General features: G+C 46.2%; 19 protein-coding genes and 1 pseudogene. 8 read left to right on the forward strand and 12 right to left on the reverse strand.

Annotated features, from left to right (window positions below; genetic code table 11):
• Positions 1–14: 14 nt before the first annotated feature.
• Positions 15–1,406, reverse strand: a complete 1,392-nt coding sequence (gene lysA / locus HFV01_RS18565) for a diaminopimelate decarboxylase (RefSeq protein ID WP_006620696.1) — start codon at positions 1,404–1,406, stop codon at positions 15–17.
• A 112-nt stretch (positions 1,407–1,518) separates the two neighbouring features.
• Here lysA and rimI point away from each other — a divergent pair, with 112 nt between their 5' ends.
• From rimI to HFV01_RS18580, 3 genes are all read left to right on the forward strand, one after another.
• Positions 1,519–2,040 carry a ribosomal protein S18-alanine N-acetyltransferase gene (gene rimI / locus HFV01_RS18570; protein WP_006620697.1) on the forward strand — a complete coding sequence of 174 codons (522 nt, stop codon included), beginning with the start codon at positions 1,519–1,521 and terminating at the stop codon, positions 2,038–2,040.
• A gap of 289 nt (positions 2,041–2,329) precedes the next feature.
• Positions 2,330–4,801 (forward strand): ATP-dependent Clp protease ATP-binding subunit, encoded by a 2,472-nt coding sequence (locus HFV01_RS18575; protein ID WP_006620698.1) that lies wholly within the window; start codon positions 2,330–2,332, stop codon positions 4,799–4,801.
• Positions 4,802–4,917: 116 nt separating this feature from the next.
• Positions 4,918–5,211: a DUF2103 domain-containing protein gene (locus HFV01_RS18580; protein WP_006618429.1), complete on the forward strand. Its 294-nt coding sequence runs from the start codon at positions 4,918–4,920 to the stop codon at positions 5,209–5,211.
• 107 nt (positions 5,212–5,318) lie between these two features.
• Here the strand turns inward: HFV01_RS18580 and HFV01_RS18585 are convergent, their stop codons facing one another.
• Positions 5,319–5,594: a MoaD/ThiS family protein gene (locus HFV01_RS18585; protein WP_006618430.1), complete on the reverse strand. Its 276-nt coding sequence runs from the start codon at positions 5,592–5,594 to the stop codon at positions 5,319–5,321.
• 90 nt (positions 5,595–5,684) lie between these two features.
• Entirely contained in the window at positions 5,685–6,995 is a 1,311-nt protein-coding gene (gene thrC, locus HFV01_RS18590) for a threonine synthase (protein ID WP_006618431.1), read from the reverse strand.
• A gap of 246 nt (positions 6,996–7,241) precedes the next feature.
• Between thrC and HFV01_RS18595 the strand changes: the two genes are divergently transcribed.
• Positions 7,242–8,714 carry a leucyl aminopeptidase gene (locus tag HFV01_RS18595; RefSeq protein ID WP_193520276.1) on the forward strand — a complete coding sequence of 491 codons (1,473 nt, stop codon included), beginning with the start codon at positions 7,242–7,244 and terminating at the stop codon, positions 8,712–8,714.
• Here HFV01_RS18595 and HFV01_RS18600 read toward each other — a convergent pair.
• Positions 8,704–8,895: a hypothetical protein gene (locus HFV01_RS18600; RefSeq protein WP_193520277.1), complete on the reverse strand. Its 192-nt coding sequence runs from the start codon at positions 8,893–8,895 to the stop codon at positions 8,704–8,706. The genes HFV01_RS18595 and HFV01_RS18600 overlap by 11 nt on opposite strands.
• Before the next feature lie 235 nt (positions 8,896–9,130).
• Between HFV01_RS18600 and HFV01_RS18605 the strand changes: the two genes are divergently transcribed.
• Positions 9,131–11,776: a PAS domain-containing protein gene (locus tag HFV01_RS18605; RefSeq protein ID WP_318285799.1), complete on the forward strand. Its 2,646-nt coding sequence runs from the start codon at positions 9,131–9,133 to the stop codon at positions 11,774–11,776.
• Here HFV01_RS18605 and HFV01_RS18610 read toward each other — a convergent pair.
• The gene (locus HFV01_RS18610) at positions 11,739–12,710 is read right to left on the reverse strand and encodes a succinylglutamate desuccinylase/aspartoacylase family protein (protein WP_006670142.1); all 972 of its coding nucleotides are present in this window, start codon (positions 12,708–12,710) and stop codon (positions 11,739–11,741) included. The genes HFV01_RS18605 and HFV01_RS18610 overlap by 38 nt on opposite strands.
• A 79-nt stretch (positions 12,711–12,789) precedes the next feature.
• Positions 12,790–13,344, reverse strand: coding sequence for an NUDIX hydrolase (locus HFV01_RS18615; RefSeq protein ID WP_006670143.1), 555 nt, complete (start codon positions 13,342–13,344; stop codon positions 12,790–12,792).
• A gap of 113 nt (positions 13,345–13,457) precedes the next feature.
• On the opposite strand from HFV01_RS18615, the gene HFV01_RS18620 reads away from it, so the two are divergent.
• The gene (locus HFV01_RS18620) at positions 13,458–14,834 is read left to right on the forward strand and encodes an AMIN domain-containing protein (protein ID WP_318285801.1); all 1,377 of its coding nucleotides are present in this window, start codon (positions 13,458–13,460) and stop codon (positions 14,832–14,834) included.
• 6 nt (positions 14,835–14,840) lie between these two features.
• On the opposite strand, the gene HFV01_RS18625 is transcribed toward HFV01_RS18620, so the two are convergent.
• The 4 genes and pseudogenes from HFV01_RS18625 to HFV01_RS18640 form a co-directional block, all read right to left on the reverse strand.
• Entirely contained in the window at positions 14,841–15,359 is a 519-nt protein-coding gene (locus tag HFV01_RS18625) for a DUF3172 domain-containing protein (protein ID WP_006620705.1), read from the reverse strand.
• Positions 15,360–15,455: 96 nt separating this feature from the next.
• Entirely contained in the window at positions 15,456–16,571 is a 1,116-nt protein-coding gene (locus HFV01_RS18630) for an RNA-guided endonuclease InsQ/TnpB family protein (protein ID WP_231296496.1), read from the reverse strand.
• Positions 16,528–17,133, reverse strand: a pseudogene (locus HFV01_RS18635) (IS607 family transposase). Before HFV01_RS18635 ends, HFV01_RS18630 begins: the two are co-directional and overlap by 44 nt.
• Before the next feature lie 94 nt (positions 17,134–17,227).
• On the reverse strand, positions 17,228–18,448 hold the full coding sequence (locus HFV01_RS18640) for a M20 metallopeptidase family protein (RefSeq protein WP_008049391.1): 1,221 nt from the start codon (positions 18,446–18,448) through the stop codon (positions 17,228–17,230).
• Between the two features lie 195 nt (positions 18,449–18,643).
• On the opposite strand from HFV01_RS18640, the gene HFV01_RS18645 reads away from it, so the two are divergent.
• Complete coding sequence (locus HFV01_RS18645) at positions 18,644–19,156, forward strand: FxLYD domain-containing protein (protein WP_006620708.1); 513 nt, start codon at positions 18,644–18,646, stop codon at positions 19,154–19,156.
• A 25-nt stretch (positions 19,157–19,181) separates the two neighbouring features.
• Positions 19,182–20,129 carry a prolyl aminopeptidase gene (gene pip, locus HFV01_RS18650; RefSeq protein ID WP_193520279.1) on the forward strand — a complete coding sequence of 316 codons (948 nt, stop codon included), beginning with the start codon at positions 19,182–19,184 and terminating at the stop codon, positions 20,127–20,129.
• A gap of 79 nt (positions 20,130–20,208) precedes the next feature.
• Here the strand turns inward: pip and HFV01_RS18655 are convergent, their stop codons facing one another.
• Both HFV01_RS18655 and HFV01_RS18660 read right to left on the reverse strand, forming a co-directional pair.
• A complete protein-coding gene (locus HFV01_RS18655) occupies positions 20,209–21,207 on the reverse strand; it encodes an ABC transporter permease (RefSeq protein WP_006620710.1) in 999 nt (332 codons plus the stop codon).
• Between the two features lie 9 nt (positions 21,208–21,216).
• The gene (locus HFV01_RS18660; RefSeq protein WP_193520280.1) at positions 21,217–21,732 is read right to left on the reverse strand and encodes an adenine phosphoribosyltransferase; all 516 of its coding nucleotides are present in this window, start codon (positions 21,730–21,732) and stop codon (positions 21,217–21,219) included.
• Positions 21,733–21,863 lie beyond the last annotated feature (131 nt).

A 21,863-nucleotide genomic window follows, 5' to 3' on the forward strand; every position in this document is an offset into this window, starting at 1 on the left:
CTTAAATTAAGGCATCAAGGGCGATCGCCAAGCCTCTCGGGTAAACGATCCTGACGAATCAGATCCGAATAGGTCTCCCGTTGAATAATTATCGAACTTAGGGAATCATTCACCAGAACGGCTGCCGGACGAGGCAGACGATTATAGTTAGAAGCCATACTATAATTGTAGGCTCCTGTTGCCATTACCACCAAGATATCACCAGTTTGACAATCTCCGGGGAGATGGGCTTGTTGAATGAGGATGTCCCCAGATTCACAATGTTTGCCAGCTACTGTTATGGTTTCGGTTAATGGTGCGGACATCCGATTAGCAATTACCACTCTATACACAGATTGATAAGTAATCGGACGGGGATTATCTGACATTCCCCCATCAACGGCTATATAAGTCCGCAGATCTGGAATCTCTTTGCGAGAACCAATCGTGTAAGCAGTGATCGCAGCCGGACCAATAATCGATCGCCCTGGTTCACACAACAGCTTAGGTAAAGGGATTTGGCGCTGTTCACAGGCGGCGACGACGGATGAGGCGATCGCACTTACCCAACTTTCAATACTGGGGGGGTCATCATCTTCTGTATACCGAATCCCTAGACCTCCCCCCACATTAACTTCGGTAATATTTAAACCATACTGACTGCCTTTAGTGACCGCATCCATTAGCACCCCAGCTAAGTCTTGATGGGGTTGCAGTTCAAAAATCTGAGAGCCAATATGAGCGTGAATTCCCTCGCAGCATAGAGATGGGTTACTGCTGACAAATTTAAACACCTCATCAAGTTGATTAGGATCAAATCCGAATTTACTATCAAGATGTCCGGTGCGAATATACTCATGGGTGTGACACTCGATTCCTGGGGTAAATCTGATCATCACCCGCACGGGGGATTGTACAGACATTTCATCTGCCAATTCCACCAGGTTGGTCAGGTCTAGCCAGTTGTCAGCCACTACAGTACAGCCAGTGCTAATGGCTAACTCCAGTTCCGATCGCGATTTATTATTACCATGTAGGTAAATCTTATCGGGACTCACCCCCGCCGTTTTCGCGGTGTATAGTTCCCCACCAGAAACCACATCAGTTCCCAAACCTTCCGAGGCAACTATTGCACAAATCGCTAAACAATTCCATGCCTTAGAAGCATAGAGAATCAGCGATTCTCCCGGATAGTATTTCGCCCAAGCCTCCCGGTATTGACGGCAAGCAGTACGCAGGGTCACTTCATCTAATATATATAGAGGGGAACCAAACTGACTGACCATTTCCGCGACATCACAACCCCCAATTTCTAGGTGGTCTTGGTGGTTGACCTTAGCGGTGAGGGGTAACAGTTGTTGGTTAGGCGATCGCTCGGTTGTGCTTTCTTCCGAGTTGAGTAGGTACTGAAGTCCTGAATTTTCCACGGTTTTAGTATCAATAGTTAGTTTTTTTATCGGCGCGTGTATCTGCGATCGTACCAAATTTCTGTCACCATGGTTAATCTTAATCTATCTATTAGCTTTCAGCCCAGCCTCTGTGACCATCCTACAACTCAAACTTCTCACCCCCGACTTATTACCCGCAGTAGTAGAACTCGATCGCCTTTGCTTAGGTGGACTATGGAATGAATCGGGATATCAACGGGAATTAGATAGCCCCAATAGCGATCTGGTCATCTGGACACACCCAACCCAGGGACAACCCTTATCAGGTTTACAGCCAATTTCCGTACAAGTCGCCCAAACGCCACCCCTACCAGTCATAGGCATCGGTTGTCTCTGGGCTATTGTAGACGAAGCCCATATCACTTTACTAGCCATTCATCCCGATTATCGCGGCTTAGGTCTAGGGGCCGATTTACTGCGGGCTTTACTGCAACTCGCCCAACAGCGAGGATTATCCCACGCTACCCTAGAAGTTAAGCCCTCCAATCATATCGCCCTATCTCTATATCAAAAATTCGGCTTCCAAATTGCCGGAAGGCGCAAAAAATACTATGCCGACACCGGAGAAGATGCCCTAATACTTTGGCTTTCTGGTCTGCCAAGTCTTATTTGAGATTGTGCTAAAATCCGGGTCAGAGACAGACAACCACGATACAGAATCACTGATTCCATTTCGGGTACTTTGTCCCTATTCGGCAGATCCCGTAGTCATTGGGGATTACTCAATGGCCAAAGACGAGCCGATCGCCAACCTAAATACCTCATCCCGTAGATACAATTAAAAATGAGTCAATCCCATAAGTAAAACTTGTTGAGCAACTTTCGGCATAGTTTTACCCGATCATTGAAAATATCACGCTAAAATTAGCATACGAGCCAGCAGCAGGTGATAAAAATTAGCCATGTTTGAACGCTTCACAGAAAAAGCCATTAAGGTGATCATGTTAGCCCAGGAGGAAGCACGCCGCCTGGGACATAACTTCGTAGGAACAGAACAGATCCTCCTGGGTCTGATTGGCGAAGGGACTGGCGTAGCAGCCAAAGTCCTGAAGTCCATGGGGGTCAACCTCAAAGATGCTCGGATCGAGGTCGAAAAAATCATCGGCCGTGGCTCCGGGTTTGTAGCCGTTGAAATTCCGTTCACTCCGCGCGCCAAGAGGGTTTTAGAACTTTCCTTGGAAGAGGCTCGTCAACTCGGGCATAATTATATCGGCACAGAACATTTGCTTCTGGGTCTGATCCGAGAAGGAGAAGGAGTAGCCGCTCGCGTCCTGGAAAATTTGGGCGTTGACCTGTCGAAGGTTCGCACCCAGGTAATTAGGATGTTGGGTGAAACGGCGGAAGTCACCGCCGGGGGAAGTAGCGGTCGCACTAAGACCCCAACCCTCGATGAGTTTGGCTCTAATTTGACCCAAATGGCCGCTGAGGGCAAACTTGACCCGGTAGTGGGACGACAAAAGGAAATTGAGCGGGTGATCCAGATTTTGGGTCGGCGTACCAAAAATAATCCGGTCCTAATTGGAGAACCGGGTGTCGGTAAAACAGCGATCGCCGAAGGTCTCGCCCAGCGCATTGCTCAAAATGATATTCCCGACATTCTGGAAGATAAACGAGTTGTTACCCTCGATATCGGTCTATTGGTGGCGGGTACTAAGTATCGGGGTGAGTTTGAGGAACGACTCAAAAAGATTATGGATGAAATCCGCTCTTGCGGTAATGTCATCCTGGTAATTGATGAGGTTCACACCCTCATTGGTGCAGGTGCTGCGGAAGGAGCTATCGATGCGGCTAATATCCTCAAGCCAGCTTTGGCGCGGGGTGAGTTGCAGTGTATCGGTGCTACTACCCTCGATGAGTACCGCAAGCATATTGAACGGGATGCGGCCCTAGAACGTCGGTTCCAACCCGTGATGGTCGGTGAGCCTTCGGTACCGGAAACCATTGAGATTCTCTATGGACTGCGGGAACGCTATGAGCAGCACCACAAACTTAAAATTATCGATGAGGCTCTCGAAGCAGCAGCGAAATTGTCCGATCGCTATATTAGCGATCGCTATCTCCCCGATAAGGCGATCGATTTGATTGATGAAGCCGGATCGCGGGTGCGCCTGATTAACTCCCAACTTCCCCCAGCCGCTAAGGAACTCGACAAGGAATTGCGACAAGTCCTCAAGGAAAAAGACGACGCGGTGCGCTCCCAAGACTTTGACCGAGCCGGAGAATTGCGCGATCGCGAAATGGAAATTAAATCCCAAATTCGGGCGATCGCTCAAAACAAAAAATCCGAAACTCGCACCGACGACGATGATTCCCCCATGGTAACAGAAGAGGATATCGCCCAAATCGTGGCCAGTTGGACCGGGATTCCCGTTAACAAACTCACCGAGTCCGAGTCCGAGAAACTCCTGCACATGGAAGACACCCTCCACCAGCGTCTTATCGGTCAGGAAGAAGCTGTCAAAGCCGTTTCTCGCGCCATCCGTCGTGCGCGTGTCGGACTCAAGAACCCCAACCGACCCATCGCTAGTTTCATCTTCTCTGGACCCACAGGCGTAGGTAAAACCGAGTTGACTAAATCCCTCGCCGCCTACTTCTTCGGCTCAGAAGAAGCTATGATCCGCCTGGATATGTCCGAATTTATGGAGCGGCACACCGTTTCTAAACTCATCGGTTCTCCTCCCGGCTATGTGGGTTACAACGAAGGTGGACAACTCACCGAAGCCGTGCGCCGTCGTCCTTATACCGTGGTGCTGTTCGACGAAATCGAAAAAGCTCACCCCGATGTCTTCAATATGTTATTGCAGATTTTGGAAGATGGGCGCTTGACCGATGCTAAAGGTCGCACCGTAGACTTTAAAAACACCCTGATCATCATGACGAGCAACATTGGCTCTAAGGTGATCGAAAAAGGTGGCGGCGGTCTTGGGTTCGAGTTTGAAGAAAATCAAGCTGATGCTCAATATAACCGCATCCGCAACCTGGTTAATGAAGAACTTAAACAATACTTCCGTCCTGAGTTCCTTAACCGTCTTGATGAAATTATCGTCTTCCGTCAACTCAATAAAGATGAGGTCAAGGAAATTGCGGTAATTATGCTTAACGAGGTGTTCGGTCGCCTCACTGAAAAAGGCATTCGCCTGGAAATTACCGATCGCTTTAAAGAAAGACTGGTAGAAGAAGGTTATAATCCCAGCTACGGTGCGCGTCCCCTGCGTCGCGCCATTATGCGTTTGCTGGAAGATAGCCTCGCCGAGGAAATCCTCTCTGGTCGCGTCAAAGAAGGCGATACGGCGATCGTTGATGTTAATGAGGACGGTCAAGTTCAAGTCTTACAAGGCGAAAAACGGGAACTGCTCCCCCAAGCCGCTGACTAATTGCTAGGCGTAGGTTTTTAAGCCTATTGTTATTGCATCGATAATATATGTAGGGATAATTCGTGAATTGTCCCTACTTTTTTTTAGAATGATGTAGTAGCGTTTTCACAAAAATCATGAATAATAAAAACTCGGGGCGCTTGGTTTGGAATCACTCTACCCACCTTCAGGGCTTGATCCCTGTCTTAGATAGATTAACCAAGTATCAGGGAATTCATACGATTACCCCGGGAGTAATTACTAGGGCTAAGGCTCATTGTCCGCACATGAAGTTAAGAGTATCTGTTCCTATTCGCGGCGGCTTTAAGGTCTTGGCTAGGGCGGGAAAAACCGTTCAGGAAGTCTTTTTTGTGACTAGCCTCTCCCAAAGCGAATTAGAAGGAGCGATCGCTAATGCTCTGAGAAAATGACTTAATATCCTAGACTTTCCGGGTAACCGGGTTCCTATCCGAAAAGGAGTCACGGAACCCGTTACACCCGGTCAAAGTATCAGAAACCAGGTTTCTCAGTCCTCTCTCTAGCCTCCAGCCACAGCCGGAACAATACTCACTTCATCACCATCAGCTAAGGCGGTATTCGTACCATCTAAGAAGCGAATATCCTCACTGTTGACGTAGAAATTCAAAAAGCGCCTCGGTTTTCCTTCATCATCACAGAGACTTTTCTTGATACCCGGACAACTAGCTTCCAGGGAATCAATTAGTTCCATAATGTTCGTCCCCTCGCACTCAAGGGTAGCTTGGTTGTTAGTGAACTTTTGCAGGGGAGTGGGAATTAAAACTTTAACAGCCATTGTTGATTAATTGGATAGAAAATTGCCGTCAAAAGGAGAAGGCTTGCACCTTCCCCCAAGATTTCACATCTTACCCGATTTTGGCTAATCTTAAACCAAAACCTGTTGCCATTCTAAGCGATCGAGAGTCCGTGCGCGTTCGATCGCCACTTCAAAGCTATCTAGTTTCGGGTCAATGGTCAGAGGTTCGCCAATGTAGCCGTGAACCGCCTCCTGAGTTTTTAAGCCATTTCCAGTAATGTAAACAACAGTAGTTTCATCGGGGTCAATTTTACCCGCTTCCACCAGTTTTTTCAACACGGCAATGGTAGTTCCGCCAGCCGTCTCTGTAAAGATACCTTCAGTTTCCGCCAGTAATTTGATACCCTCGATAATTTCAGCATCATTAACTGACTCCACACTACCGCCAGACTTTTTGGCTAATTCTACTGCATACACACCATCAGCCGGATTACCAATAGCGATAGATTTAGCGATCGTATTAGGTTTAACTGGCGTAATAAAGTCGCGATTTTCCTTGAAAGCATGGGCTACAGGAGAGCAACCTTCCGCTTGTGCGCCACTAAAACGCACGGGTTTATCTTCCACTAAACCCACCTTAACAAACTCTTGGAAACCTTTATGAATCTTGGTATATAACGAACCAGAAGCGATCGGCGCTACTACATGATCTGGCAGTCGCCAACCTAACTGCTCTGCTACTTCAAAACCCAGAGTTTTAGAACCTTCCGAATAATAGGGGCGCAGGTTGATATTAACAAAACCCCAACCGTAGGTATTAGCTACTTCTGAACAGAGGCGATTAACTTGGTCATAATTGCCCCTAACTGCCATCAGAATCGGATTATAAATTAATGTTCCTAACACCTTCCCAGCTTCTAAATCGGAGGGAATAAATACACAACAATCTAATCCCGCTTTAGCTGCGATCGCCGCCGTAGAATTCGCTAAATTTCCCGTACTCGCACAGGAAACCGTCGAAAAACCTAACTCTCTAGCGCGGCTGAGAGCCACAGATACCACCCTATCCTTAAAGCTAAGGGTAGGCATATTAACAGCATCATTTTTAATATAAAGATTTTTGAGACCGAGGCGGCGGGCTAACCGTTCTGACTTCACCAACGGAGTCATCCCAGTTCCCACATCAATAACATTATCTGTAGCTACCGGTAAAAAGTGACGATAACGCCAGATCGAATTTGGGCCAGCTTCAATAGTTTCGCGAGTTACCAGTTGGCGAAGGTTGTCATAGTTATAGTGAACTTCCAGGGGACCAAAACACACCTCGCAAACGTGCTTGGCTTCCAGAGCATATTCCGCGCCGCACTCTTTACATTTGAGTTTATCAAAAGTAGCTCCGGCGGTGGGGGTGGTGGTGTGGTTATGGGTTGCCTGGGTCATGACACTTACCTCTGCTTTTTCTGCTGTTCTAACTGTTGGATGAAGACTATCACAGTTGTCAAATTCCCGTCAACCATACCCGACTTTTTTTGTCGGGATTAACAAAAATTCCCTTAAATGGGGAGTTTTAGCGGGTACAGTCCGGGGAGCAGGGTAATCCAAATTTGGGGTAAATAATTTCCGCCCTCACGATAGGATTAAGAAAGATGACCCAAGTCGTACTTTAAAAGGCATTGAGATTAAGACATGGAATTTAGAGCCACAGATACTAACCGCCTAGACTGGAGTGGAGATGTATTAGCGATAGGTCTGTTTGAAGGACAAGTCCAACTGAGTGGGGATTTAGCAGAACTCAATCAAAAACTCGGTGGGACCCTACAAGAACTTATCGAAGAATCAGACTTTCAGGGAAAAGCTGATAGTAGTGCTTCTGGTCGTGTGGGTGGCAATAGTCCCATTCGTAAGGTGGTTTTAGTGGGGTTGGGGTCTGCTGAGGACTACACCCTAGAAGCTATCCGACGTGGTGCGGCTGCGTCAGGACAGGCGGCGAAAGCACTCAAAGGTAAAACCCTGGGTATCAGTTTCCCGGTGGGTAATGCGTCGGAGACGGTGGGGGCTATTGTAGAAGGATTAGAGTTAGTTCTGTATCAGGATAATCGCTTTAAGTCGGAAACTAAGGACAAAGAAATTAAAGTCGAGTCTGTAGATCTGCTAGGGTTTCCGGGTACAGAAGCAGCCATTACCCTGGCTCAACAGGTCTGTTCTGGGGTGTTCTTGGCGCGGGAGTTGGTGGCGGCTCCGGCTAATGAGGTTAACCCCATAACTATGGCAGAATTGGCTAAATCTCTGGCTGCTGAGTATGGGTTGGAACTGGAAATTTTGGAACGGGAAGATTGCGAAAAATTGGGAATGGGAGCATTTTTAGGGGTGGCTCAAGCCTCGGATTTGCCTCCTAAGTTTATCCATCTCACCTATAAACCCCAGGGAACACCGACCCGGAAACTAGCTATTGTGGGTAAGGGTTTGACTTTTGATTCGGGTGGTTTGAACCTGAAACCCACGGGTAGCGGCATCGAAATGATGAAAATGGATATGGCTGGGGCGGCGGCGACTTTTGGCGCGGCTAAGGCGATCGCCACCTTAAAGCCCACAGTTGAGGTGCATTTTATCAGTGCCGTAACTGAAAACATGATTAGCGGCCGTGCTATGCGCCCTGGAGACTTCCTACGCGCTTCTAATGGCAAAACTATTGAAGTCAATAATACGGACGCTGAAGGGCGTTTAACTTTGGCTGATGCTTTGGTGTTTGCTGACCGCCTAGGGGTTGATGCTATAGTGGATTTAGCAACTCTCACCGGAGCCTGTATCATTGCCTTGGGAGATGATATCGCTGGGTTATGGAGTCCTGATGATCAACTGGCGCAACAGTTACAATCTGCTTCCCAAAAAGCTGGGGAAAAATTCTGGCGGATGCCAATTGAGGAAAGATATTTTGAAGGACTCAAGGCTATTCATGCTGACATGAAAAACACGGGACCTCGGGCGGCGGGTTCGATTACGGCTACTCTGTTCCTGAAACAGTTTGTTAAGGATACCCCTTGGGCTCATTTGGATATTGCTGGCCCAGTTTGGACAGATAAGGATAAGGGCTATAATAAAACTGGTGCGACCGGATTCCCTGTCCGAACCCTGGTGAATTGGGTTCTGGCTAATTCCTAACCAGGATGGCAATTCCCCTATGCAGTTCGGAGGCGATCGCCTGGGGGATTGCTCCCATTTTGCACCTTTTCTGGTTATGGCAATCAATGCTCCATTTCCCCGCCAACCGCCAACCCCTTGGTTGGTGACTAAATGCCTCCCATTCCGGTATCTTCTGGAATCCGGTTGTATTAACTTTCACCTATTATCACCATTACTATAGACATCTCAATATTTGGCAACTAATTTGCTAGGTTAATTATGCTTTTCAATGGGGATAACCACCGAATTATGGGTGCTTATAGATAGGTTTTCCCCTAGTGGACAAATATCTGCTCTCTCTGTTGACGGGAAGCGAACCCCAAAAAATAATTTAACAAATGCTAGAATTGTTGGTATATGTTTTTACCCAATTATTAACCTTTGAGCCTCATATAATGCTCAGGGGGTATAGCTTTTCGCCAGAATCACTATCAAACTGGCTACATTTGTGGTTAACTGCTGCGATCGCATTGGTTAGTTACTTGTCAGCAGGTATGCTCAACAATAGCTTATCAATCTATGGCGATCGCTGTAAATTCTCAACCCCAAATCAACCCTTTTGGCGCGGCGGTGGTAATTTCATCGGTAACTCGGGGTTACTCAGCTTGGGGTTAGTCATGGCGGGGAATTTTCAAATACTTGACACAGAAATTGTCTGGTATCCCGTCGGGGGAATATTTGTGATAACTATCTTAGCCATTTTAGGATTACTCGCTACCAACTTAATATTCTTTTGGCTGTGGTGGTTTCAGATACCTATGTTGGGGTTTATCCGCCGCCAGAATTTGACATCTAGCCTAGATAATTCAGCCGCCAATAACTCCCCCAACTCAGGAAATCCCAATCCATTAACTATCAAAGTAAACGCCAAGATCAATAACTGGTCTGCGGAAGATACCATATCCCTGACACAATTTTCTATTGATAAAGCCGCCGATGCGATTTTTTGGATTGGAATAGAAGGAGAAATTATTTATGTGAATGAGTCAGCTTCTCGCCTGTTGGGTTACTCCCCTAGCGAATTATTGTTATTGACGATTCATGATATTAACCCGGATTTTCCGCGAGATTCTTGGCATTTACATTGGCAAATCCTGCGCCGCTGTGGGTCTTTAAAAATTGAGGCTCGCTATCGGACTAAACATAATCGCCTCATTCCCGTGGAAATGATGATTAATCATCTGAACTTTAAAGGTCAGGAATATCAATGTGTGTTTATCCGAGATATTAGCGATCGCAAACAAGTTGAGAGAATGCTGCGGGAACGTCAGGGAGAATTTCGCACCCTGGTTTCTAATATTCCCGGTGCAGTTTATCGCTCTAATTTAGACATTGATCGCACCATGACCTTTATGAGTCCGGGGGTGGAATCTATTACTGGTTATAGCCCTAATGATTTGATTTTAAACCGAACTATCAGCTTTGCAAGTCTGATTCATCCTGATGACCAACAAACAGTTATAGACGCGATTCAAATATCCGTAGAAAAACGCCATCCCTATATTTTAGAGTATCGGTTACGGCGAGCCAATGGTTCCGAACGATGGGTTTATGATAAGGGTCAAGGTATCTTTGATGATGACCAACAAGTTTTATGTTTGGCGGGGGCAATTTTTGATATTACTAAACAAAAACAAGCCTCGGAAGCTCTGCGGATTAATGAGGAGAGGTTACAATTAGCATTAACTGGAACTAATCAGGGTTTATGGGATTGGAATTTAGGCACTGATGAGGTCTATTTTAGCCCTCAATGCCGACAAATGCTGGGTTATGATATGAAGCACATCAACAACCATCCTCGGTCTTGGTTGAAGCTGGTGCATCCTGAAGACCGCCATCAGGTGATTTATTGCTTAAAACAACACTGGCAAAATCACACGCATTTTTGTGAGGTTGAACACCGGATGTTTACCAATAATGGGGGTTGGAAATGGGTGCTTAATCATGGTCAAGTGGTGAGTCGAGATGAGCAAGGTAAACCCCTACGCATGACCGGGACAGTTAGGGATATTAGCGATCGCAAACAGGCTGAAGATGCTTTGCGACAGTCGGAAGCTAGGGAACGCGCCAGAGCATTACAGTTGGAACTAACCCTTAAACAACTCCGACAGGCTCAAGCACAATTAATTCAAAATGAAAAACTTTCCAGTCTGGGTCAAATGGTCGCAGGAATTGCCCATGAAATTAATAACCCAGTTACTTTTATTTATGGTAATATTAGCTATGCGGGTCAATATGTACAAGACTTGTTGGCACTGATTGAATTATATCAGCGATATTATCCACAGCCAGTGGCGGAAATTCGCGATCGCATTGAGGAAGTCGAACTAGGTTTTATTGTATACGATTTACCCCGCATTTTAGATTCAATGGAAGTCGGCGCAAATCGGATTCGACAGATTGTTTTGTCTCTGCGGAATTTTGCGAGACTTGATGAGTCGGAAATGAAACCCGTCAATATTCATGATGGGATTGAGAGTACATTATTAATCCTGCAACATCGACTCAAAGGACGACTTCCCACCTTAGAAAAACATGAGTTTCCCGAAATTAAAGTCATTCGTAATTATGGATACTTACCCAAAGTAGAATGTTATGCGGGTCAACTGAATCAGGTATTTTTGAGTATTTTAAGTAATGCAATTGATGCGATTTTGGAAGTAGAAAAACTCGAAAATGGCTTGGTTGACTTCGAGCCAACTATTCAGATTACCACTGAATTAATTAACTCGGATTGGGTGTCAATTAAAATTTCTGATAATGGTTTGGGTATGGAAGAAGATGTGCGAAAACGATTATTTGAGCCATTTTTTACCACTAAACCTGTGGGTCATGGTACCGGCTTAGGATTAGCCATGAGTTATCAAATTGTGGCTAAACATGGGGGAAATTTAACCTGTAAGTCGGTACTAACTAAGGGGTCAGAATTTGCGATCGAAATTCCCCGGCGACCTTCTGTATTAAGCAAAACCGGACGATATTATCTCCCAAGTGAACAGTATTCTAAGATGGAAAATGAACGAGATTCTCTTCAGAGTTGAGGAGAGCCAAATTAACTATAGCATCCCCTTGATTAACTAAGGGATTTTGCTGATTTCCGATAACTAACCCATCAGCAGGAGCCCTGACTTTGACGCTGGTATCACCAAAAGCATCAGATATAACACCTAGGAGTTGGCGCTTATATACCCGTTCCCCCAACTCAATAGATAGTTGTAATATCCCACTACGAGAAGCACGCACCCATTGAGTATTTTGCACTTCTATAGGTTCCAGGGGAAAGTTATCAAATTGGAAGTCATACATATCTAAGGTTTCCATCACCCGTAGGATACCTTGAACGCCAATATAAATAGCATGGGAATTAAATCGTAGCGCCTCCCCTCCTTCATATAGAAGAACCGGAATCCCTTTTTGAGTGGCGGCTTGGCGGAGGGAACCATCCCTAAGTTGGGAGTGAATAATCACAGAAGTTCCAAAAGCGCGCGCACATTGGTAGGTAACAGGATCATCTAAGTTGGCTCTAATTTGTGGTAAATTTTTACGGTGACCTGATGCTGTATGTAGGTCAATTCCATGGGTGGAGTGATTGACAATTTCTTGGACGAATAAATGAGCTATACGGGAGGCGAGGCTTCCTCTTTTGGAACCCGGAAATGAGCGGTTTAAGTCTCGGCGATCTGGTAAATATCGAGATTGTTCGATAAATCCAAAGACATTGACAATGGGAACAGCAATTACGGTCCCCCGCAAACGCTTGGGGGAAATTTTTTGCAAGACTTGATGAATGATTTCAACGCCATTAATTTCGTCGCCGTGAATAGCGGCACTCACCCAGAGTATGGGTCCCTCTGTATAGCCATTGATGACGATAACGGGTAGGGATAGCATAGTTTGAGTGGGAAGGCGAGCCACGGGGATTTCGATGCGCTTAGTGCGTGCGGGGGGAATTGGGGTGCGGCAAATTTCAAGCATTAATGGACGATCGCTGCTCAGAAAGCGGAAGTATAAGAATAGAGTTATGACATGATTATAGCAGATAATAGCTCATCGATTACTGAGTTTTTTTACTCTGGAGATATTCCCAGGCTAAAAAGATAGCAGCAATGGTTCCGGCTACTTGAATCTTTTGGGTGGCGATCGCATCTATAACTTCAGCCAATGGTATCAGAACCACTTGGATATCTTCGGTGGGGTCCAGTTGGGTCTGGTGCTGCAGTTGCACATTTTCCGCCAAAAATAGGTGAATAGAATTAGTGTCCTTGACGGGATTATCGTATAGGGTAGCTAGGGGAATTAAAGAGCAGGCGACATAACCTGTTTCTTCCCTAAGTTCCCGTAAGGCGGCGACGGTGGGGGTTTCGGTAGCCGGGTCAAAACCGCCAGCGGGGAGTTCTAATAAAATCTGCTCGACTCCATGTCGGTATTGGCGAACAAAAATCACCTGCTGGTCTTCGGTGACAGCAAAAACTAAGGCGACATCAGGCCGAATATTGATAAAAAAATCATCTATAATATTCCCATCGGGAAGGGCGATCGCATCTTGGCGCACCCGACACCAAGGATGATCTATGATCATTTGCGATCGCAATCTTTGCCACTTTTGCATGAGTTTCCAAATCTAGGAGTTTAGGGTTGCATTCTAACTAAAAACATGATACGAACTCCAGAGATGAGCTATAGTAGCAATCATCTCAGAAAACTTTTTTTGATGTGGCGATCATGCAAAACAAGTATAGACCGTTTCCAGTGTCACTTGGTTTTTCCAGTGCCGCGCCAACCCAACCACTCCCAACCGGGAAATTGACACGGCGGCGGTTCCCTAGTCTTTTCAAATTAGGTCTAACTACAGCGATCGCCACTTTGATAGTAGGTACAGAGGCGATCGTCAACACAGTTTTAGCCGTTACCGTTCCCCAGTGGACCCTCAACCCCAATAACGGAACCGTTCAAGTCCAACTACCAGAAGGAGTTAGACCCCGACTAGCCGTAGTCCAACAACCCAGCCGCATTATTATCGACCTACCAGATACAGATTTAGGTGTTAATGTCACCGAACTCTACGAGTCCGGCTTAGTGCGTCGGGTCAGCGTTAGCCAACTTGAACCCACCCTAGCGCGAATGACAGTTGATTTCGCTCCTGGCTTCATTCTTGATGACAAAGAAATTCAACTCAGACGAGTTGGCGTAGAAAATCAGTGGGTATTGCGTCCCGTTTTGTTAGCCCGTCGTCAACCCCCCGCAGAAAATAACTTAACCACAACCCCCATAACTCAGTCTCCCACATCCGCCAATATTTCCCCCCAATTAACCCCCCAACCACGCCCCATCAGCGCCTTACCCAATCCTCAACCCCAACCTTTCCCAGATGTTGAATTTCTGCGAGTCCCCCTAAATCGCCCCACCCAAACCAGCTTGGTGAGACCAGAGCCACTTGCTCAACAAGTCGGAACTCAAATTCTCCCCATGTCTAACACAACTGCAGCTATCCCCTTTGGTCAACCTCTACCCACAGAATTACCACCACCTAGCCAAGGTTTTCGACCCGTACCAGAACCCCAACGCCCCGACCGTCGTATTTTATTACCCGTCGGTACAACTGTGACTCTCCAATATCCTGGAATTGACGATGTGCGCCTAAAATCCCAATTCAACCGCCAAGATGTTTTACTTTTGCAAGGGGGAATTGTAGACGCAGCAGGTAATTTTGTCGTACCTCCAGATACCCCTGTCGTCGGAAGGTTTGAAACCACTAATCAGGGAACCCGTTTTGTCGCCCAAGCCATTAACCTGGAAGGTCGTAGCATTCCCTTTGTGGCTGAATCAACTTGGATTCCAGGTGCGAGACCAATTAAGCCGGAAAATGTGGCTATTGGGTCAGGAGTTGGCGGTTTGGGAGGATTACTCGTTAGTGGTTTTGATGGATTGGGATTCCTAGCTGGGGCTGTGGGAGGGGCTGTTGTTGGCGCTATTAGTTCCCCTCAACAGCATATTCTTGAACCGGGTCAGGTTGTCCAAGTCCGATTGGTTCAGGAATTAGCCCAAAATGACTTTTTGCTAGGAATCACCCCAGCTTTACCAACTAGCCCACGATTTTAAAGGGTTTTAAAAGCGATCGGACTCCGGTCTAGGACGGTTCGGGATGAGACCTGATTGATTCAGAAAATCGTTCTGGGCGCTATTGTTTTGGTAAATACAGCTTACCTCTGCATCATCGTTCAGGTCTCCCGTATAGCCAAAGGTGTTCATCCGGTGTTTACAGTCTCTTTCCTCTTCCACGGTGATCAGGTTCCGCTGTCTCAGTAGAGCCCAGTTACTGGTCCGCAAAACGCATCCCGGTTGCATCCGAGGTTGAGCGACGAAAACACTAAACGGGTTCAGGGTCACAAATACCCGTAAATCTGTCACCATGGCACTGGCTCCGAATTTAACACAGATTTCTGGGTTGGGAGCGCTGCGATCAATGAATTCGCTGGATGCTACATTCTGGGGGGTTAGGGTGGCGGTGGAACTTATCGCCATACCTATACCAATTCCCAACACCAGAACGCCTGCTATCACTGCCATCGCGGTATAGTTAAAGGCGGAAGCTATGGGAGATGTGGGCTTAGTTCTACGTTTCATGAGCTTTTGGAATACCGTGATCAATTTTTATTCTCTACCGAGAGCTGCATTTTAAGGCTCTGCACCCTATTGTAGACATGACGATCACTGATACATTTACGCGACATTTATCCGGCTATTGCCGGACAATGCGACGATAGCACTATTACCCGTTAAGGTAACAGAGGCGGTATCCCGCAAAGCTTTTAGAAAGATTCCAAAAGCACCGTTCCAGTCCCTGGGTAGAGTGAACCCGCACTCCGGACATCGGAACACTTTTGAGCCACCTAGCTGGGAATGCACATGACCACAGTGAGTACAGGTTTTGCTGGTGTATTCTTCCGTCACATCTACAACTGTGGTTCCAGTTATTTCCCCTTGATGTCTCAGGGTTAGTTTGAATCGATAATGCGCCCATGTCAGCATGGCGCGGGCAGTCTTAGACCTGATTTTCCGCTTTGCTTTGGCAACCATATCGGAAGTCTCGAAGGTGGGCAAAAAAATTAGGCTGTAGTTGTGAGTCAAGTAGTGAGCAATTTGTTTGTGGGCTTCATCAACTAGATTGCGGATTTTGGTTCTCATTCGTTGAGCCGCTTGCCTCATCCGTCGCCTTCTTGAACGACAGGGTTCCTTGGCGATTCGGCTCATCAAATCATCCAAATGTTGACATAGCCTAGTAATGCGTCCAATATCCCCGGAGCCCAATTCCAGAAATCGAGAGCCATCAAACCCAGTTATGAAAGTTCGGACACCCGGGTCTAATGCAATTACGCCATTCGCTTCAGTTGGGGTAACGGCAACTGGTTCAGGGAAAATCGCAAACCATCGACCTTTGGTAAACACCAACTGAGTCCCTTGCCCGCAAGTTTTAGGGATGGGTTCGGAAACCATGAAAGTTAATCCTTTCGTTAGTCTTGGATACCAACTCCCTGAAGAGAAATTAGTATTATTGAACTTAATCCCTTGAGAGCTGTCACGACAACTTCTAAACCTTGCATCAGGACTGGCTGAAAAGGCGAGATAGGCATCAAAGATAGCATTCTGCCGAATATGGCAGGGTGTTTCTTTGACCCATGCAGGCAAGTCGCTCTGCATCACTTTATTGCGTAACTTTAACTTGCTTAGTCGTTTACCACTCCGGGATAATGCAATTGCTTGGTTGTAGCAATACCGACAAGCAGCCAGCCATTTACGCCAGACTTGATTTAGCTCGGGGCTGGGGTAAATCCGGATCTTCTTTGACCTGAGTTTTGTATTTACTCCGTCCGTATAATCTGGAGCTAAAGCAGTGGAGGATGGCGAGGATGTCCTCAACCATTTGTCGTTCTGGACTGAGACTTGTCTGGTTGAGAACCATGAGTTGGCACCTGTTTTGCTCACAGAGCCATCAAAACCAGTCAAATCCAAATCTGGCCAATCGGTCTTTGTGGGCAACGACAACCATGCGGACATCTCCTGACAAGACTTGTCCCAGTAAGGCCAGCATTTTCTTTCCCTTGAAGTTGAGCCCGCCTCCGATTTCTGAGACGACTTCTGCTTCGGGGTAGAGGTTGGACAGTGCGGCCACCTGTCGGTTGAGGTCTGACTGCTGGGCGCGGCTACTAACTCTGGCATAGATAACGACTTTGCGTTTGTCACTGCCTGATTTGGCAGTATATCACTCAACGTTGTATCGTCGTTGCCCAGCGGGGGTTCTGATGGTCTCGATTGAGCCATTGTCGTCCCATCTGCGGAGTGTTCTTTCATGGACTCCAGGGATTTGGGCGGCTTCCTTGGGTTTGACATATCTGGCAATAGGTTTATCCTCAACCCTTCTCGCTTATTATACTGTATTGCCGTAAAATGTTAACCTAATTTGAGATTAAATCATGCTCTTTTGGGTTCAGCAGTTAGGATTTTTCACCGCTAAACTTTTCTACACACCGCACAAACATTTCTACCCCCATACTTAGGGCGGTTTCGTCAAAGTCAAACCGAGGATGATGGTGCGGATAAGCTAAATTGCGATCGCTATTAGCAGACCCCATGAAAAAATAACACCCCGGTACTTCTTGCAGGAAAAATGACATATCCTCACCTCCCATAGTCTGACATTTTGGCACTATCCCCGCTGGCGTTTCTACCACACATTCCGCCACGCTTCTCACCAAATTGGCTAGGGATGGATCGTTAATTACTGGCGGATAATTGTGTTGATAATTTAACTCATATCTCGCCCCATGACTTTGACAAATTCCCGCCACAATTGACTCGATTCGGTTGCTAAAATATTCATTAAATTGAGGATTGAAATAGCGGACTGTCCCCTTGATTGTCGCTTGGTCTGCAATCACATTATGAGCATCTCCAGCATGGAAAGAACCCACAGTAACCACGGCAGACTCTAAGGGGTCAACATTCCTTGCTACAATGGTTTGCAGGTTATTAACAATTTGGGAACCTAACAAGATTGCATCTATGGTTTGATGCGGCATCCCTCCATGTCCCCCTTTCCCAAATATGCGACATTCAAAGATATCTACCGCCGCCATTAACGCACCAGCACGCACCCCCACCGTTCCCAATGGCAAATTATTCCACAAATGCAACCCCAAAATTGCCTCAACATCAGGATTTTTTAATACCCCAGCTTCAATCATGGGCAATGCGCCGCCTGGCCCCTCTTCAGCAGGTTGAAAGATTACTTTTATTGTACCACACAAATCCTGTCTGTGTTGCGATAAATAATAGGCAGTTCCTAGGGCGATCGCTGTATGTCCGTCATGACCGCAAGCGTGCATAATGCCATCATGACAAGATTTATAACTCACCTCATTTTGTTCTTGAATAGGTAAGGCATCAAAATCCGCCCGAATTGCTAAAACTGGCCCCGGTTGATGACCTTCAATAATGGCTACAATTCCGGTTTCGGCAATTTGTGTTTGATGATTAATTCCCCATTCCTCTAGTTTTTCGGCAATAAACTTAGCGGTTAGTTTTTCTTGAAATGCTAACTCTGGGTATTGGTGAATATGCCGCCGCCACTTAACTAACTGTGGCTGTAGTGCTTGAATTGCCGGGCGAATTTTCTCGGTGCTGACCCGGTGGGGAGTGGAGACAGTTGCAGTCATAGATGATTTATAATGGCTGTGGGTGTACTAATTTTATCATGATTTTAGCAGATAATCAGCCCTAGGGGAATTCTGCCTTTTTCTTCCTCTAGGTGATGAAAATTGACAGCGATCGCGATAAAATTGGAGTGGTGCAGTCCTTAGCAATTCCTGCCTAGGCTAACCACCATCATCAGTATATATCAGATTTGACCTATGTTAAGTTATTCGCGGATTTTCTTAATTTCAGCATTAGGACTGGGAACCTTACTCCCTAACCCGGCTATATCAGTTCCCCATATAGTGGTTTCATCTCCATTGTTATTAGCCCAAAATCAACCCTTCCAAATTAGTGAAATGCAAATGGTGACTAATGAAACCCTCACCGCCGGACGTTATACGGTAGAAGGTAAACTGACTAATCAGAGTTCAGAGGTAGTGCGATCGCTACAAGTAGTTTATCGTTTATACCGTCAGGAAGGTAATATTTTAGTGGAAGTAGAAAGCCACCAAGCCACCGTTAGCCCAGGGGAGTTACAACCTGGAGAAACTGGTAAATTTGGCTGGGCTTTTGCGGAGGTTCCCCAGGTGTTTTTCATAGAAGCGATCGCCTCAGAAGACGGAACCACAGAAATTAATCAGTGCTATGCTGATGGTTTAGCTAGGCGAGAAATGTGTCGCCTACAGCTTAATCCTCAAGCCGTTTATCCCCTCATTATCAACAACTAATTACCAACCATAGAATAACTCAAACATGAGCCAACTTTACCCTCCCATAGAACCCTACGCCGAAGGCAAACTACAAGTTAGTTCCTTACATACCATTTATTTTGAACAGTCCGGGAACCCAGAAGGTAAACCAGTGGTGATACTTCATGGGGGACCCGGCGGCGGATGCTTACCAGAATATCGTCGATATTTTGACCCCGAAAAGTGGCGAATTATCATGTTTGACCAACGGGGATGCGGTCAAAGTATCCCCCATGCAGAATTAGAAGAAAATACGACTTGGCATTTAGTAGAAGATATCGATCGCCTGCGAAATCACCTAAATATTAACAGTTGGGTGGTGTTTGGTGGTAGTTGGGGAAGTACCCTATCCCTAGCCTATAGTCAGACTTACCCCCAGCATTGTCAAGGGTTGATTTTGCGGGGTATTTTTATGTTAAGAAAAGCCGAACTACAATGGTTTTATCAGGAGGGAGCCAGCTACATTTTCCCTGATGCTTGGCAGGAATATATCAAACCTATTCCCCCAGAAGAACGTGACGATTTAATCTCAGCCTATTATCGTCGTTTAACCAGTGATGACCCCCAAATACAATTGGCGGCGGCTAAGGCTTGGTCAATTTGGGAAGCCAGCACCAGTAAATTATTGCCAGATCAGCATTTAATCCAAAGATTTGGTGATGGCAATTTTGCCACGGCTTTCGCTAGAATTGAATGCCACTATTTTGTCAATCAAGGTTTTTTTGAATCCGAAGACCAACTATTAGTTAATGTTCAGCGTATCCGTCATATTCCAGCGGCGATCGTTCAGGGTCGTTATGATGTAGTTTGTCCCATGAAAACCGCCTGGGAATTGCATCAGGCTTGGCCGGAAGCCGAGTTAATTATTATTCCTGATGCTGGACATTCCATGAGTGAACCAGGCATTCAAAAAGCGCTAATTGACATATCAGATAAATTTGCCACCTTATAGGTTAGATACCCTCTCCCAGTGTAGGAGAGGAGAGGGGTGAGGATGAATATAACCGGGGTATGACGCACCGGAGGGGGGATTAATTCAGGTTTTCGAGTTTGATGCGAGGGTCTACTGATTTTAAAAGTAAATCCGCCAAAAGATTACCCAGAATCAGCATAACAGCACCCATCATTAAACTAGCCATAACTAGATAAAGGTCCTGTTGTCTAACTGCTTCTAAAGTTAACCTTCCTAGTCCCGGCCAGTTAAAAAAGGTTTCGGCAATAAAAGCGCCGCCTAATAAACTAGCGAATTCAAATCCTAATAAGGTAATTAAAGGATTGATGGCATTTCGGAGAGCGTGAACATAAATCACTCGGTTTTCTGGGAGACCTTTAGCGCGCGCCGTTTGGATATAGTCTTGACGTAAGACATCGAGTAATTGACCGCGCATGAGTCGCTGTAAACCCGCGAAACTGGTTATACTTAAAGCCAGGGTTGGTAAAATCATGTGCCAAGCAATATCACCGATTTTCCCCAAGAGAGACAAATCAGGATAGTCTATGCTGGTCATACCTCCAACGGGAAAAAGAGGGGAAGTTTTTTGGGCTAAAAATAGTAACAGTAAGGCGGTGATGAAACTGGGGAACCCTTGACCAGTGTAGCTGATTACTTGTAGGGTGCGATCGACTCGGCGGTTTTGATTAACGGCGGCCAAAATTCCTAGGGGAAGTGCGATCGCCCAAGTTAGAATGAGGGAAGAAATAGCTAACAGTAGGGTAGCGGGGACTCTTTCCCAGAGTAAATCCGTGACCGATCGCTGATTTTCAAAACTATAGCCAAAGTTCCCCCTAGTGACAATTTGGGTTAGCCAATTCCAATATTGGATAATAGGAGGTTGGTCTAATCCGAATTGTTCTCTAAACTGATTGAGAGTGTCCTCAGAAATTTGGGGATTATTGATATATTTATCAAGATAATCACCCGGAGCCAGTTGGACGATCGCAAAACAGAGTACAGAAGCCAATAGCAGAGTAATCAGCGCCTGAAAAAGTCGTTTCGCCACATACAACAAGTTATCAGAGTCAATGCTCATATTTTTTTTTCAGTCATAATCAATTAAAGTGACAATGGGGACATCAGGTAATTGATTTCGTCCCCCCAAGGCCTTTAACTCGATGATAAAAGCAAAACCCACCAAATGACACTGAGCCTCTTGTACCAATTGAGCCGTCGCCGTCGCCGTTCCCCCGGTAGCTATCAGATCATCAACAATCAGAACCTTGCTACCTGGTGCCATGGCATCAATGTGCATTTCCAGGCGATCGCTCCCATATTCTAACTGGTATTGTGCAGTGATGACCTGTCCTGGTAGCTTCCCAGGTTTTCGCACGGGGATAAACCCACAACCCAACTGATAAGCCAGGGGAACCCCAAACAGAAACCCACGGGACTCCATACCCACGACATAATCTGGGGAGAGGCGATCGCACTTATCCTTCAAAGTGTCAATCGTATAGCGTAAGCCCTGAGAATCCCTTAACAGGGTAGTAATATCTCTAAAGACAATACCGGGCTTAGGAAAATCTGGGATATCGCGAATAAAAGATTTAAGATCCATCAGGGTAATGTAAATATTAGGAGCATGATTTCATCTCAAATTAGGTTAACATTTTACGGCAATACGGTATAATACCAAGTATGGTGCGAGACCTTCGGGTATGAAATCGAGCTGAAATGGGCGTGGGGACT

The sequence above is a fragment of the Limnospira fusiformis SAG 85.79 genome (assembly GCF_012516315.1).
Classification (GTDB): domain Bacteria; phylum Cyanobacteriota; class Cyanobacteriia; order Cyanobacteriales; family Microcoleaceae; genus Limnospira; species Limnospira fusiformis.